This window comes from Lentibacter sp., from assembly GCF_965658795.1.
Taxonomy (GTDB): domain Bacteria; phylum Pseudomonadota; class Alphaproteobacteria; order Rhodobacterales; family Rhodobacteraceae; genus Lentibacter.
This window is the reverse complement of record NZ_CBFHTG010000017.1, coordinates 21,510-36,241: the sequence shown is the minus strand read 5'-3', so window position 1 is coordinate 36,241 and position 14,732 is coordinate 21,510. Positions and strand designations below refer to the sequence as shown.

Here is a 14,732-nt window from a genome sequence, read left to right as displayed (position 1 = left end):
GCTGGGTGGTCCTGTTCCCGTGCAGTTTGCCTTCAGACAAGATTCGATGCAAGCAATATGTTACACCAAATATACACCTTGCTATTTTTTAGTAACACATCGGGCGATTTCAAGCTTTTGTTCAAAATATTGCCGCATTGCTGCGTTAGCCGCTGCCCAGAGCCAGAATTTTCAGTAAAGATGCGCCTATGACGAGTGTAACCAGTTCCTACCGCCCCGAAATTGACGGGCTGCGCATGATCGCTGTTATGGCTGTGGTGCTTTACCACTTTGGCCTGCCCGTCCTGAGCGGTGGCTTTGCCGGTGTGGATGTCTTTTTTGTCATCTCGGGCTACCTGATCGGCGCATTATTGTGGCGTGAAGCGCTCAGCACAGGGCGCATTTCGCTGGTTCGGTTTTATATCCGCCGCGTGAAGCGGCTGGCCCCTGCCTTTTTTGCCATGGCTTTGGCCGCCAGCGTGGTGGCGTGGCTGGTGCTCTTGCCGTTTGAGTTTCGTGACTATGGCAAATCGCTGATCGCAGCGACAGTCTACCTGAGCAATGTGCTGTTCTACCGTGGCGCGGGATATTTTGACACAAGCGCGGAAGACAAGGTGCTTTTGCACACATGGTCGCTCTCGGTCGAGGAGCAGTTCTATATTGTTTTGCCGCTTCTTTTGCTTCTGCTCCTGCGCTGGCCGCGTGTTTTTGTCGGTGCGCTCTGGATCAGCTTTGCGGCCTCGCTGGCCGCGTCGGTCTGGCTCACCCCCACACACCAAACAGCAACCTTTTATCTCTTCCCGTTCCGCGCCTGGGAGCTTCTGGCAGGTGTGTTGCTGGCCATTCACAGCCACGGGCGTGCGCCGCTTAAGGCTGGCGCTTGGGTCAGCTGGCTGGGGCTTGGGCTGGTTGTTGGCAGCCTTCTCTTTATTGATGCCGCCTATGGCTTCCCCGGCTGGCAAGTGGCCTTCCCTGTTTTGGGCACGGTGCTGTTGCTCGCCAACGGGCGCTCCAGCAACGGTGTAAACGCGGGTTTGAGCACCCCTTTGCCTGTATTTTTTGGCAAAATATCCTATTCGCTTTATCTCTGGCACTGGCCTGTCTTTGTGCTCTCGCTCTATTGGCGGGGGGGCTACGCTGGCTGGTCTGAGGCTGCCGCCTGGATGGTCTTATCTGTGGCTCTGGCGTGGCTCTCTTGGCGCTATGTGGAAACCCCTTTCCGCCGCATGGAGCCACGGGGTTGGGCTGTTTTGGGCGCGCTGGCTGTGCCCTCGGCAGCTGCGCTTGGCTTTGGCGCGCTGGCTTATGTGAAAGACGGCTTGCCACAGCGCTTTGATGCGGCCACGCAAGCCCATATCGCAGCGAGCGCAGACTTTTTGCAGGATTTTTCGCGCTGTTATGAGCCGCGCGACGGCGCATTTGAGGGGGTGGAGCTTTGCCCCATCGGGCCTGAGGGCGATGCGCAGGTCTTGATCTGGGGGGACAGCCATTTGCGCGCAATGAAAGAGGGGCTGGAGCAAGCGGCTTGGGAAGCCGAGACGCCTGCGCTCATCATCTGGCATGCGGGCTGCCCACCGCTCTTTGGCGTGAGCAAGACAGAAAGCTACGCAACCCCTGCCCAAGACGCGGCCTGCACCGCCGACAAAGCGGTAATTGCGCGCGACATGGCCACGCTGACAGCGGTGCGCAATGTGCTGCTTGTGGGGCGTTGGAGCTATTACGCCAGTGGCACAGGTGTGGGGCTGGATGCGCAGAACACGATTACCCTGAGCGGCTATGAGGCCACGAGCAACGCAGAGGTGCTGCGCGCAGGTCTCGCGGCGACCCTGCCCCAGCTTGAAGCACAGTTTGGCGCAGTGCATGTGCTCGAACAGATGCCGGAGCTGCCCGCCTATGACAGCCGCGCGGCAGCACGGCTTCTGGCGCATGGGCGGATCAGTGAGGCCGAGCTGGCGACGCGCGCGCGCGCAAGCCGTGCGGATGCCAAGGCCCGCTACGGGCTGGCGCAGCACGCCATGAGTGCAGCCCCCGTCATCGAGACATGGAGCGCTGTTTGCACCGATAAAAGCTGTTCGGCGCTGCAAGAGGGCGCAAGCTGGTATTTTGACAACAACCACATCACCAACACCGCGGCCCGCGCGATGAGCGCGCGGTTTGCCCCCCTGATGCGCGGGGAGCTTGCCCCATGAGTGACCTCTTGCGCCAGAGCTGGGATGTTGTGATCATCGGCACAGGTATGGGCGGCGGCACATTGGGCCGCGCGCTGGCCGAAGCTGGCAAGAAAGTGCTGTTTGTCGAGAAAGGCCCTGCAGGACACCGGCGCGAAGAGACGCCTTTGAGCCACGAGATATTTGTTCCCGAAGCGCGGCTGGCGCGGGGGCTGTGGCCTGCGCCCATGCGCGCCAAGGTCAACGGACAGGAGCAAAGCTTTTATGCGCCACTTGGCGCAGGCGTGGGCGGCAGCTCGGTGTTTTATGCCGCAACACTTGAGCGCCCTGCCCCGCAAGATCTGGATGACAGCCCAGAGCGCCCCCACCCGACAGGTGGCTGGCCTGTGAGCTATGCACACTTTGAGCCCTATCTTGCGCGCGCCGAAGCGATGTATCATGTGAGCGGAACCGCAGACCCGCTCAGCCCGGCGCCAAGCCGTACACTGCCAGATCCGCCCGCCATGAGCGCCGTGGATAGGGTGATTGCGCAGCGTCTGAGGGCTGCGGGGATGCACCCCTATCACTTGCACAGCGCGGTAAGACACCTTGAGGGCTGTAAGAGTTGCCTTGGGTTCAAGTGCCCCGAGCCGTGCAAAATGGATGCGCGCTCCGCAGGGGTGGAGCCTGCTCTGGCCACGGGCAACGCCGCACTTTTGCACAGCGCAGAGGTGACGCGGCTCGTGGGCGACGGGCAGCGCATAAGCGAAATCGAGCTGCGCCTTGATGGTGAGACACACCGCCTGAAAGCGCCTCTGTTTGTGCTTGCGGGCGGGGCCTTTGGCAGCCCGCGCCTCTGCCTTGGCTCGGCCAGTGAGGCCTTTCCCCAAGGGGTCGCCAACGCCAGCGGGCTGGTGGGGCGCGGCCTCATGTTCCATCTCAACGAGATGTTTGCCGTCTGGCCCGGTGTGAAGGACGGCGGGCCGTCAAAGTCTGTCGGGTTTCGCGACCTGCTGCATCATGACGGTGCGCGCCTTGGGATGGTGCAGGCCATGGGGATTGACGCCTCTTACGGCGAGATACTGCACTACCTGCGCCTGAGGCTTGCGCGCACTGCGCTCGGGCAGAAGCGGCTGGTGCAGGAGGCTGCGCGCCTGCCTGCCGCTGTGGCGGCAAAGATGCTGGGCAATGCCAAGGTTTTTGTCGGGCTGATGGAAGATCTGGCCTATGACGAGAACCGCGTTTTGGTCGCCTCTGGCGACGAGATCGCTCTTGAGTACCGCCTGTCAGATGAGCTTTTGCAACGCCGCCGAGTGTTTCGGCGCGCCATTCGCAAGGCGTTTAAGGGGCAGCGGCAGATGTTTTTGAGCAATACGCCCGAACTGAACTATGGCCACCCCTGCGGCACCATGCGCTTTGGCGACGACCCCAAGCGCACGGTGCTCAACGGGCATGGCCGTGTGCACGAGCTGGCCAACCTCTATGTGGCCGATGCGGGCTTTATGCCCAGTTCCATGGGCGTAAACCCCTCTCTGGCCATTGCTGCGCAGGCTTTGCGCGTGGCGGAGGCGATCCTTGAAAGGACAGATCATGGCTGACGCAGATGCACGGCTTTTGAGCGGCGTGGCCGTGGTGACGGGTGCCGGCTCGGGCCTTGGCCGTGCTTTGGCGCGCACTCTAGCGGCGCGGGGGGTGAAGGTAGCCGCACTCGGGCGCAGGATAGACCCGCTGGAAGAGACCGCACGCGGCCAGGCAAACATCCTGCCACTGGCCTGTGATGTGGCAGATGCGGCAGCGCTGGAGGATTGCTTTGCGGTTCTGCGCCAAGAACTTGGGCCTGTGAGCCTACTTGTGAACAACGCGGCGGTTTATCCGCGCCGTGATGTGTTTCAGGAAAGCCATGCGCGCTTTATGGAGACGGTGGCCACCAACCTTGGTGGCACATTCGGAGCCACACGGCTGGCGCTTGATGATATGGCCGAGGCCGGCTTTGGGCGGATTGTGAATGTGGCAAGTTTTGCCGACATTGCACCGCTGCCTGCCTCTGCCGCCTATTCTGTCTCAAAAGGCGCGGCGCGTATTCTGACGCGGGCCTTGGTGGCGGATCTGGCTGACCGCCTGCCCGAAATCGTGATCAGCGACTGGCTGCCCGGGATGTTGGCGACAGATATGGGTATTCCTGACGGATTAGCCCCCGAGGTTGCCGCAGAGTGGGGCGCGACGCTTGCGCTCTGGCATGACCGCAGCCTCAACGGCACGAGTTTTGAGATGAACCGCGAGTTGCCCCCGCCGCGCGGGCTGAAAACGCGGATCAAGGACAGGCTCCTGCTCAGGCGCGCCCCTGCCCCGCGCCTGCTTTAACGCAGCGCAAGCGCATCGCGGATGAGCCGTGGCAAGATCGCGAAGCAGCGCGCATAGCGCGGCACAAGGCGTTTGGGGGCCAAGGCTGCGCGCCACGCCCACTCCATCGCAATGGCTTGCACCCATTTTGGAGCACGGTTTTGAGCGCCTGAAAGAAAGTCGAGGCCTGCGCCGATGGAGGCGAAGCCAAGGCCCGGCGCAAGGGCGCGGCCACGGGCGGCAAAAGCCTCTTGCTTGGGCGCACCAAGCGCAAGAAAGACAAGCCCCGCACCCGAGGCCTCAAGCGCTGTCAGCATTTGGGCGGCGGCAGCGCTTTCAGGGTCAAACCCCATGGGCGGGGCGATCTGGCAGACGACCTTGAGACCCGTAACCTGCGCTGTGAGCGCCTCAGATGCGCGCCCGAGGCTCTCTTCTGTTGCCCCGAAGAGTGCCACGCTCACACCCTGCTCGGCGGCCAGCCTGGCCAGCGGCAGCACCATTTCAGACCCCGGCACGAGCGAGACCGGGCGGCGCGCAAGACGCGCGAGCCAGACAATCGGATTGCCATCGGCCACAACAAGATCGTGGGCGGCATAGGCGCGCGCGAAGCTTTCTGAGCTGTGGAGTTTAACCAGATGATCCAGATTGATCGTGGCGAGCGCAAAGCCCTCGCGGCGGGCGAATCTCTCGCGAACCGCAGCCAAAAGTGCTGCTTTGCTGCCGATGTTCACGGCAATCTCTTGCCCTTTGGCCTTAAAAATCAAACTCTTCACCCGTTTTAAACCACTTATGAGCGCATAAAGCGCTTTGTGCATCTGTGATAGAGATAAAACTTGCCCAAAATTTGACAGATGCCCCAGTCTTGCCACTTTTTCACGGCAAACTGACTGGAGATGAGTAAAATGCCCCAACCGACCCGCGCCATGGCGCTTTTGGGGCGGTGGATTTTCTATGGGAGGCGAGACGTGAAGAGAGTTGCGATTGTCGGCTGTGGTTTTGTCGCCGACCTTTACATGCGCTCGTTTGCGGCCCACCCTGATATTACGGTGGTCGGTTGTTATGACCAAGACAGCGCACGGCGCGCAGCTTTTGCCGCCCATTGGCACCTGACGGCCACAGATAGCTTTGCCGCGCTCGCGGCCTTGGTGGCGGGCGACGGGCTTTTGCTCAACCTCACCAACCCCCGCGCGCATTATGAAGTGAACCGTGCCGCTCTTGAGGCGGGCTGCCATGTGTTTTGCGAAAAACCTCTGGCAATGGATTTTGAGGAAGCCGAGAGCCTTGTTGCCCTTGCGCACGCGAAAGGCTTGCAGCTTGGCTCAGCGCCCTCTTCTGTGTTGGGCGAAGCGGCACAAACGCTGGCCCACGCCCTGCGCAGCGGCGCTTATGGGGTGCCAAGGCTGATCTATGCCGAGCTGGATGACGGCTTTATCCCGCAAGCGCCCTTGGAAGACTGGGCCAGCGAGAGCGGTGCGCCCTGGCCCTATGAGGACGAATTCCAGATCGGCTGTACGCTGGAGCATGCGGGCTATTACCTGAGCTGGCTGATTGCCATGTTTGGCGCGGTAACGCGCGTGAATGCTGTGTCTGCCGAGGTGCTGCCAGACAAGCGCGGTGTGGCTGAAGCTGCGCCTGATTTTTCTGTGGCGGTGCTGTCGTTTGAAAACGGCCCGCTTGTGCGCCTCACCTGCTCGATTGCGGCACCCCATGATCACCGCTTGCGCGTGATCACGGATGCAGGTGTGTTGAGTATTAAGAAAGCATGGGACAATGCCGCGCCTGTGCGGTTTTACAAACGCTTGCGCCTGCGCCGCCGCCTGATGGAAAGCCCGCTTGGCAAGCGCATACGTTTGAGCGCCAAGACAACGCACCCAAAGCTGCCCCGCAAAGGGGCTGCCGCAATGAACTTTGCCTTGGGGCCAGCCGAAATGCTCGACGCAATCAAGGCCGGGGTGCCCAGCCGCATTGGGGGCGATTTTGCACTGCACCTGACAGAGGTGACGCTGGCTATACAAAACGCGGGGCTCACGGGCGGCGCCTATGTGCCCAAAAGCCGCTGTGAAAAAATGGAGCCGATGCCATGGGCACGCTGACCCTGCTCATCACCGGAGCCTCGGGCTTTTTGGGGCGCGCGTGCGTCAGCGCGGCCTTGGCGCGTGGCCATAAAGTGCGCGCACTTTCGCGGCATGCAACCACCTGGCCTGACGGCGTCGAAGCCATCGTGGCCGATCTTTCCGAAGGGCTTGAGGCGTCTTTGCTCACGGGTGTGGATGCGATCCTTCATACAGCGGCCTCTGTGAGCAACGACGCAGACGCGCTCTCGCGCGATACGATCTGGGCAACAGAGAGGCTTGTTGCCGGGGCCGAAACAGCCAAGGTGCCCCCTCTTGTGGTGCTGGCCAGCTCGATTGCGGTTTATGACGGCGATGCAACGGGCGTGATTGACGAGGCAACCGCGCTTGAACCCGATTTGGGCGCACGCGAAGCCTATGTGGGCGCGAAATGCGCGCAAGAGGTGGCGCTGTGTCAGTCGGGCTTGCGTGGCTGGTGCTTGCGCATTGGCGCGCTCTACGACGACGAGCGCCGCTGGAACGCACATATTGGCGCGAAGAGAGCAGCTCTGCTGGTCAGCCTTGGCCGCAAGGGCGAAGTGCCGCTTGTGCATGTGCAGGACGCCGCAGAAGCCATGGTGCGCGCCGCCGAGACAGCCCCCGATGGGCCCTGTGAAGCGCTCAACATTGTTGAAACCGCGCCCCCGAGCCGAGCCGAGTACATCGCACAAGAGCACAATGGCCTGCATGTGCCGCTGCCGTGGCAGCTGCTTGTGCCTTTTGCATGGCTGACAAACGCTCTGCTTGGCCAGCGCGCACCGGGGCTTTTGCGCCCCAAGGTGCTGCGCGCAAGGATGCAGGCCGTCAGCTATTCTAACGACCGCGCCAAGGCACGGCTTGGCTGGCTGCCACAAAAGCAATTTGTGAGGCGGGCAGAATGAAGATCGCTTATCTGACAGGCGAATACCCTCGCGCCAGTGATACCTTTATCCAGCGCGAAGTGGCGGGCCTGCGCGCCGCCGGTCTGACTGTGGAAACAGCCAGCATCCGCCGCACAGGGCCTGAGCACCATGTGGGCGAAGAACAGCGCCAAGAGGCCGCGCGCACCTTTCATGTGCTGGACGCGGCCAAGAACCCTGTGCGGCTGCTGGCGGCACAGGGCGCTTTGTTTGCCCAAAGCCCCAAAGCCTGGTTCAAAGCTCTGGCACTGGCGTGGAAAACAGCCCCCAAAGGCCTGAAGGGGCGCGCTTATCAGATGTTCTATTTTGCCGAGGCCGCTGTGCTGGCGCGGCATTTGCAAAACACGGGTGCTCAGCACCTTCACAACCATATTGCCAAAGCAAGCTGCACCGTAGCGATGCTTGCGTCTGCGCTCTCGGGCATCCCCTTTTCCTTCACGCTGCATGGGCCTGACATCTTCTTTGAACCCTACCATTGGCGGCTTGATGAAAAGATCGCACGGGCCAGCTTTGTGGCCTGTATCAGCCATTTCTGCCGCTCTCAGGCGATGGCGTTTGCACCTGAGGCCGAGTGGAGCAAGTTGCATATCGTGCATTGCGGGGTCGAGCCGCAGCGCTACACTGCTGCGCCCTTAGGCGGTGCGGAGCTGTTGTTTGTCGGACGGCTTGCCCCCGTAAAAGGCCTACCTGTCTTACTGCGGGCTTTGGCAAAGCTGCCAGAGGCGCGCCTGACACTGGTGGGCGACGGGCCTGAGCGCCCCCAGATTGAAGCGCTTATCGGGGAGCTGAAGCTGGAGCCACGTGTGCGCCTCTTGGGCTACCAGAGCCAAGATGAGGTCGCAAAGCTGCTGGCTAAGAGTGGTGCGCTTGTGCTGCCAAGCTTTGCCGAGGGGCTGCCTGTTGTCTTGATGGAGGCGATGGCTGCGGGGCTGCCTGTGATCACCACACAGATCGCAGGCGTGCCCGAACTTGTGCGCAACGGCGAAACCGGCTGGCTCGTTGCCCCTGGTGACGAGGCAGGCTTGCACGCAGCCCTTGAAGCTTATCTGGCGGACCCTGAAAGCGCCCGCGCCATGGGGGCTGCGGGGCGTGCGCAGGTTGTACAGGAATTTGATGCCACTCTCGAAGCACGCAGACTGGCGGCGCTGTTTCTGGCCTATGCGGCGGGTCGCAAAGCGCTTTTGCGCCCCACGCCACTGGAGGCCAAGCCATGAGCACCGCAACACGTATCGGCGCAGTCGTGATCGGGCGCAACGAAGGCCAGAGGCTCGTCAACTGCCTGACCTCGTTGCAAGGCGAAGTCGATCTTTTAATCTATGTGGACAGCGGCTCCAGCGACGGCTCTTTGGCTGCGGCAGAGCGCTTGGGGGCGGAGACTGTTCTGCTTGGCAGCGACGTGCCGTTTACGGCGGCGCGCGCGCGCAATGCGGGCTTTGAGCAGATCATGGCCCGCCCAGATGCGCCAGAGTTTGTCCAGTTTGTGGACGGAGACTGCACGCTGGAGGTAGGCTACCTCACCCACGCGGCCGAGGCACTGGCCAAAGATGAAAGCCTCGGGCTTGTCACAGGCTGGCGCGCCGAAATCCACGCTGACGCCAGTATCTTCAACGAGATGTGCCACTTTGAGTGGCACAGGCCAGCAGGCGAGATCATGGCCTGTGGCGGGGATATGATGGTCAGGGCAAGTGCCTTTGAGGCTGTGGGCGGGTTTAACCCCGCGGTGATTGCCGCCGAAGATGACGAGTTTTGCACGCGGCTGCGCAAGGCGGGGCATAAGCTCCTGCGCCTGCCCATTCCGATGACACATCACGACGCAAATATGACCCGCTTTTCTGAATGGTGGAGCCGCGCTGTGCGCACGGGCCACGGCTTTGAGCAGGTGAATGATCTGCACCCCGACTACTTCGTGCGCGAGCGGCGGCGGATGTGGCTCTTTGGCGGGGTCTTGCCCCTACTCGGCCTTGTCGGCGCAGTGCTGTTCTGGCCACTCTTTGCGCTCATCGCAGCCCTTTACGGCGTCTCTTATCTGCGCACGGTGCGCGGGCTGGAGAGCGATGGGCTGGCGCGCGCGCGGGCATGGCGACACGCTGTTTATCTCTTTTTATCAAAGTTCCCGAATATCATCGGCGCGGCGACCTACCGCAAGCGCAAGCGGCTTGGCAGCCGTATGGAAATTATCGAGTATAAGTGAGGCTTTTATGAGCAAAGTGACCAAAGTGGGCATCATCGGCGCGGGCTATATTGCCGATTGGCATGCTGATGCGATTGCCGCCACCAAAGGGGCGGAGCTGACCTGTGTGGTCGACCCCAATGACGCTGCTGCCAAAGCCTTTGGCGCAGCGCGCGGTGTTGAAGCCTTCGGCTCGGTTGCTGAAATGCTGGCCGCAAATGCCTGTGAGGCGGTGCATGTGCTCACCCCGCCTGACCATCACCGCGCGGTGGCGGAGGCGTGTATTGCTGGCGGGTTACATGTGCTGGTGGAAAAACCTGTGGCTTTGTCGGGCGGCGATGTCGCCGCGATGAACGCGGCGGCGGCCAGCAAAGGCGTACAGCTTGCGGCGGGGCACAACTTTCTGGGTCTGCCGAGCTATCTGCGGCTGAAAAAGCAGCTTGATGCCGGTGATTTGGGGCGCGTCTCGACGGCCGAAATCAACTGGTGCTTCCCGCTTGGCCCCTTGCGGGCGGGGCCATATGGCATCTGGCTCATGCGCGAGACGCGCAATCTGCTGCTTGAGCTTGGGCCACATCTGTTTGCCTTTTGTCAGGATCTCTTCGGCACACCAGAGATTTTGCACCTGGAGCTGTCAAACCATGTTGAGCTGCCCGGTGGCGGAACGCGCCCGCAAAGCTGGCGCATTCTGGCGCGCGCAGGCGGTGTGGATGTAACATTTAACATCACTCTTGTGGAAACCTATGATGACCGCTCCGTCACCCTGCGTGGCTCATCGGCGATGGCGCGCCTTGATTATGCCAATGACACTTTGGTTGTGACGGGGGTGAACACCTCCGATTTGGTGATCAACCCCTTGCGCAACGCGCTGTCCCAGAGCTTTGCGCAGCTGCGCGAGGGCGTTGTGAACGCCACCCGCCAGCTCACGTCGCTCAACCAGCGCTCCCCCTACGGGCTGAGCTTTCGCGGAATGTGTGACGAGGTGTATGGCGCACTCAACCAGAGCCGCGCGCTGGATGCACGATTTAGCGGCACAAGTGCCGAGGCCGTGATGGGCGCGATTGATGCTGTACTGGCGCGGCTGCCTGAAGAGCCACCTGTGCAAAAACCACGCGGCACACCCAAGCCAACAGCCCTTGTGATTGGCGGCACAGGCTTCATTGGACGTGCCCTGACGCGCCGCTTGGCAGAGGGGGGAACCCATGTGCGCGTGCTCTCGCGTGGCAAGACAGGCCCGTTTGATGACATTGCCGACAAGGTCGAAACCGTGGCCGTATCGTTGCGCAACGAAGCGGCACTGACGGACGCCATGCAAGGTATCGACACGGTCTATAACCTTGCAAAATCAGATGACAAAACATGGGAGGCCGCGCTTGAAAACGATGTGGCGGTTGCCGAGCGCATTGCGCGCGCAAGCCTTGCAGCAGGTGTGAAACGGTTGGTCTACACGGGCACGATTGCCTCTTACGATATGTCTGACCCTGCGCGCCGCATTTCTGAAGACACAGGCTTTGGCGAGGACATGACCGAGCGTAACATTTACGCACGCTCCAAAGCCGAATGCGAAGCCCGCCTGATGCGTATGCACACCGATGCGGGCCTGCCTCTCACAATCGCGCGCCCCGGAATCGTGGTGGGCTTGGGCGGACCTTTGCAACACTGGGGCATCGGACGCTGGCACGGTGCAGGAGCTGTCAAAATCTGGGGCAACGGGCAAAACACCCTGCCCTTTGTGCTGATTGACGATGTTGTGGATGGGCTGATCCTGATGGCGCAGGCACCAGAGGCCATTGGCGAGAGTTTCAACCTGATCGGGGAGCCGATGTTGACGGGGCGGGGCTACTTTGAAGCCATTCACAAGCGCCTTGGTGCGCGGATACGCGTGAGCAACGGCCCGCTTTGGGCTTTTTACGCCTCAGATGCAGTGAAGTTCTTTCTCAAGACAAAAGTCTTGCGGCGCAAAGGGCTGGCCCGCCCTTCCTTTGCCGACTGGAAGAGCCGCGCGCATCTTTCGCCGTTTGACAATAGCAAACCAAAGCAAGTTTTGGGCTGGCAGCCCGAACCGAACCCCGAGCGCTTTGTGCAAAAAGCGGTGACAGAGGCAAAGCTTTTTGGCTTTTGAGGCCAATTTCACCGAATTTGGCATATTTTTGACAGATTTGTTTGATGAAAGAGACCGAAGCCCTACCTTTGTAGAGCACCAACACAAACGAAAGACAGGTGGCGCGTGACGCTCAAACAAGCCCCTTTTTGCCCGAAACGCCCCATGACACAGCCAAGGAGGCCGCGTCATGGATAAGCGTCGCTCGTTCTCGCGCACCCCACGCAAGGCGCTCAGCCGTGATGAGCGCACCCAATTGATTGCCGATATGCTGGGAGACGACCAGCCGGTAAAGACGAAAGCGCCAAAACCTGCCGCAGCAGCCCCCGCGCCTGAGGCAGAGGACACGCTGGCCAACAGCTTTGAGGCGCTTGATGCTTTGGATGTGCCAAGCCTTGAGCCTGACGAGCCGAGCTTTGAAGATGAGATGCCCGCAGAGGACGAAGCCTTTGAGGCGCTTTTGGAGGAGCTGGAGACAGACCCGCAGGAAGAGGCAGCGGCGCCTGAGCTGGTGCAACCAGCAGAGGCTCCTCTTTTGCCCGAACCGGCCCTCGAGCCTGAAGAGCCAGCTCCACCGCCTCGGCCTGCACGCGATGCAGCCAGTCAGGAAAAGCTGCGCACCGCTTATGAGCTGGCCAAGACCCCACTGCCCTATATCGAGACATCCGACCGCTGGAACAGCCTTGATGTCATGCCTGTGGATGTAGAGCATCTGGAGCGCAATCTTGTTATCACCGCGAGCCGTAACGAGCCGGCACATGGCGCATTTGATGTGCTGCGCACGCGGCTTGTGCAGACACTTCTGGAGCACAACTGGAAGCGCGTCGCCATCACCTCACCGTCACGCAACTGTGGCAAGACCTTTACGGCAGTCAACCTCGCGATTTCGCTTTCACGCTATGAGGCGAGCCGCACGATCTTGCTTGATTTTGATATGCGCAACCCTTCGGTTGCCGGCGTTATTGGCGACACGCAACCCGGCAAGATGGGCGACTTTCTCAGAGGGATCATCCCTGCCGAGGAACTTCTTGTGAAGTTTGACCACAACACCCTTAACATCGGCTCGAGCCTTGCGATTGGCACGAACAATGTCGTTGAGCCTTATGCCTCTGAGCTGGCGCATGAGCCGTCGACGGCAGCAAGCCTTGACCGCATGATGCAAGAAATGTCGCCTGACATTGTCTTGTTTGATATGCCTCCTGCACTTGCTTTTGATGATGTGATTGCCTTCCGCCAGCACTTTGACGGGGTGCTGATGGTCGTGGGCGGCGGCGAGACCAGCCCTGAAGACGTGCGCGAAGTGATGCGCCGCATGGGCGAGGAAACCCCGCTCTTGGGCGTGGTGCTCAACCAAGCCGAAGGGGAAGACGGCAGCGACTACAGCTACGGCTACTAAGGCCTGAAGCCGGCACTAAACCAAAACCGCCCGCAGCCTTTCGGTTGCGGGCGGTTTTGCTTTTTCAAGCTGTGTTTATGGCGCGGAGCGGCGCTGGAGAAGCCCCAAAAGACCGCCTATGCCATCTCTCAGGAGCCCGTAAAGCAGAGGGATCAATGCGAGCAGTCCAACAAGAAAGGCTGCGCGCACGAGCTTCTTGTTTTTCTTGCCACGTGGCGTTTCAATCCGAGGGATAGCCACAACAGCCTTCACATTGAGGTGGCGCTCAAGGTGTTCGCGCGTGCGAATGACAGGGCGCATCAGCTCAAGCACAAATGCCAGCCCGAGCCCAAGCAACCCAGACGCCATAAAGCCCATGATAACTTTTTTCTTGCGGCTGCCTGAAATCGGATTTTCAGGGACAAGCGCTGTTTCAAGTACCTCGATCCGCTCAAACTGGTTCTGGGATTCCAGCGCCTGGCTCATCTCTGCACTGGAGGCGCGGGTTGTGATGGCGGTAAACTGCGCTTTGAGCTGCTCTTGCTCGCGCTCAAGCAGGCTGAACTGGCGCTCGACCTCAGGCGCACGTGCCATCGCATCTTCGATCTCGGCAATACGTGAGCGGATCAGCTGTTGTTGTTCGCTGATCAAGGCGCGCTGACGCTCAATCACCGAAGCGCGCTGACGTGTGCCGCTGGCCTCAAGCTCGATCAAACTCTGATCAAGCGCCAGCAGCGAGCTGCGCAGCTCGGTCATCTCGTCGCGTTGCGCAGCTATGCCGGCAGGCAAATACAGCGCGTTCAACTCTTTGAATTCTGCGATACGTTGCTCAAGGGCGGCGATGTCAGCCTCAACTTGCCCCTGCTCTGCGCGGAAAAATGACAGCTGCTCGGAGGCTGCGGCCGATTGGCGACGGTTGTTCAGCTGAAGCAGCCCTTGCAGAAACTCGTTGGCCAGCAAGGCCGCCATTTCCGGGTCCGTGTCAGAGACTGTGATCAACATACCTGTCGGCGTGCGCGCCGCGCCCCAACCTGCATTCGGGTCTGTGATCTGCATCAGGCGTGCGGAGCCACGCAGTGTATTCACTTTTTGGTTCTGGGAGACTGGCGCATCCGCGTAAAGCCCAAACTTCTTGATGATTTCCAGCAGGTTGTCGCGCGCCATTAGCTGTTGTTCGAGCAAGCGCAAACGCTGCTCGATTGAGGTAGATGCGCCTGCGCGCACACCTGCATCAACAATTGTGGGCGCTTCGATCTGGGCGACGGCGGTGGCCTCATAGATCTTCTTTTGGCCCAAGGCCCAATAGATGGAGCCAAGAGTGCCAAGAATTACAACAAGCGCAATGAGCCAAAAGCGCCTGCGCACCATGCTCACAAAATCACCAAGTGACTGGATCTGGCCCATAGCCTTACTCCGAACCTTAGCGCCACTCCCTGCCCCCGCAGGAATTTTGCCGAAAAATTTACGCCGAGCCACCCCAGAGCGGCTACAAGCGCGTTAAATGAAGATAGTCGTTTTCACCAAATTTCGCTAGCTTTTTCCTCTAATTGCGAGAAACTGAACGTTTCGTGATTGGCAACAAACAAGCTCAAAATCTGCGCCTTATATAT

The 14,732-nt window shown here is 60.5% G+C and carries 11 protein-coding genes; 9 read left to right on the top strand and 2 right to left on the bottom strand.

The window, feature by feature from the left end; translation table 11 throughout:
• Positions 1 to 188 precede the first annotated feature (188 nt).
• From ACTG3X_RS11620 to ACTG3X_RS11610, 3 genes are read left to right on the top strand one after another with little or no spacing between them, the layout of a single operon-like run.
• Positions 189 to 2,168 (top strand): acyltransferase family protein, encoded by a 1,980-nt coding sequence (locus ACTG3X_RS11620; RefSeq protein WP_439111441.1) that lies wholly within the window; start codon positions 189 to 191, stop codon positions 2,166 to 2,168.
• On the top strand, positions 2,165 to 3,724 hold the full coding sequence (locus tag ACTG3X_RS11615) for a GMC oxidoreductase (protein ID WP_439111440.1): 1,560 nt from the start codon (positions 2,165 to 2,167) through the stop codon (positions 3,722 to 3,724). The genes ACTG3X_RS11620 and ACTG3X_RS11615 overlap by 4 nt, the downstream gene beginning before the upstream one ends.
• Positions 3,717 to 4,487, top strand: coding sequence for an SDR family oxidoreductase (locus ACTG3X_RS11610; protein WP_439111439.1), 771 nt, complete (start codon positions 3,717 to 3,719; stop codon positions 4,485 to 4,487). Before ACTG3X_RS11615 ends, ACTG3X_RS11610 begins: the two co-directional genes overlap by 8 nt.
• Here ACTG3X_RS11610 and ACTG3X_RS11605 read toward each other — a convergent pair.
• Positions 4,484 to 5,239, bottom strand: coding sequence for a WecB/TagA/CpsF family glycosyltransferase (locus tag ACTG3X_RS11605; protein ID WP_439111438.1), 756 nt, complete (start codon positions 5,237 to 5,239; stop codon positions 4,484 to 4,486). The two genes, ACTG3X_RS11610 and ACTG3X_RS11605, sit on opposite strands and share 4 nt — an antisense overlap.
• Before the next feature lie 192 nt (positions 5,240 to 5,431).
• Between ACTG3X_RS11605 and ACTG3X_RS11600 the strand changes: the two genes are divergently transcribed.
• The 6 genes from ACTG3X_RS11600 to ACTG3X_RS11575 all read left to right on the top strand — a co-directional run bounded on the left by ACTG3X_RS11600 (position 5,432) and on the right by ACTG3X_RS11575 (position 13,143).
• Positions 5,432 to 6,559 carry a Gfo/Idh/MocA family protein gene (locus ACTG3X_RS11600; protein ID WP_439111437.1) on the top strand — a complete coding sequence of 376 codons (1,128 nt, stop codon included), beginning with the start codon at positions 5,432 to 5,434 and terminating at the stop codon, positions 6,557 to 6,559.
• Entirely contained in the window at positions 6,547 to 7,458 is a 912-nt protein-coding gene (locus ACTG3X_RS11595) for an NAD-dependent epimerase/dehydratase family protein (RefSeq protein ID WP_439111436.1), read from the top strand. Before ACTG3X_RS11600 ends, ACTG3X_RS11595 begins: the two co-directional genes overlap by 13 nt.
• A complete protein-coding gene (locus ACTG3X_RS11590; RefSeq protein WP_439111435.1) occupies positions 7,455 to 8,690 on the top strand; it encodes a glycosyltransferase family 4 protein in 1,236 nt (411 codons plus the stop codon). Before ACTG3X_RS11595 ends, ACTG3X_RS11590 begins: the two co-directional genes overlap by 4 nt.
• Positions 8,687 to 9,667, top strand: coding sequence for a glycosyltransferase (locus ACTG3X_RS11585; RefSeq protein ID WP_439111434.1), 981 nt, complete (start codon positions 8,687 to 8,689; stop codon positions 9,665 to 9,667). The genes ACTG3X_RS11590 and ACTG3X_RS11585 overlap by 4 nt, the downstream gene beginning before the upstream one ends.
• Before the next feature lie 7 nt (positions 9,668 to 9,674).
• Positions 9,675 to 11,768 (top strand): NAD-dependent epimerase/dehydratase family protein, encoded by a 2,094-nt coding sequence (locus tag ACTG3X_RS11580; RefSeq protein ID WP_439111433.1) that lies wholly within the window; start codon positions 9,675 to 9,677, stop codon positions 11,766 to 11,768.
• Positions 11,769 to 11,937: 169 nt separating this feature from the next.
• Complete coding sequence (locus ACTG3X_RS11575) at positions 11,938 to 13,143, top strand: CpsD/CapB family tyrosine-protein kinase (RefSeq protein WP_439111432.1); 1,206 nt, start codon at positions 11,938 to 11,940, stop codon at positions 13,141 to 13,143.
• Between the two features lie 75 nt (positions 13,144 to 13,218).
• Here the strand turns inward: ACTG3X_RS11575 and ACTG3X_RS11570 are convergent, their stop codons facing one another.
• A complete protein-coding gene (locus ACTG3X_RS11570; protein WP_439111431.1) occupies positions 13,219 to 14,526 on the bottom strand; it encodes a GumC family protein in 1,308 nt (435 codons plus the stop codon).
• Positions 14,527 to 14,732: the final 206 nt, after the last annotated feature.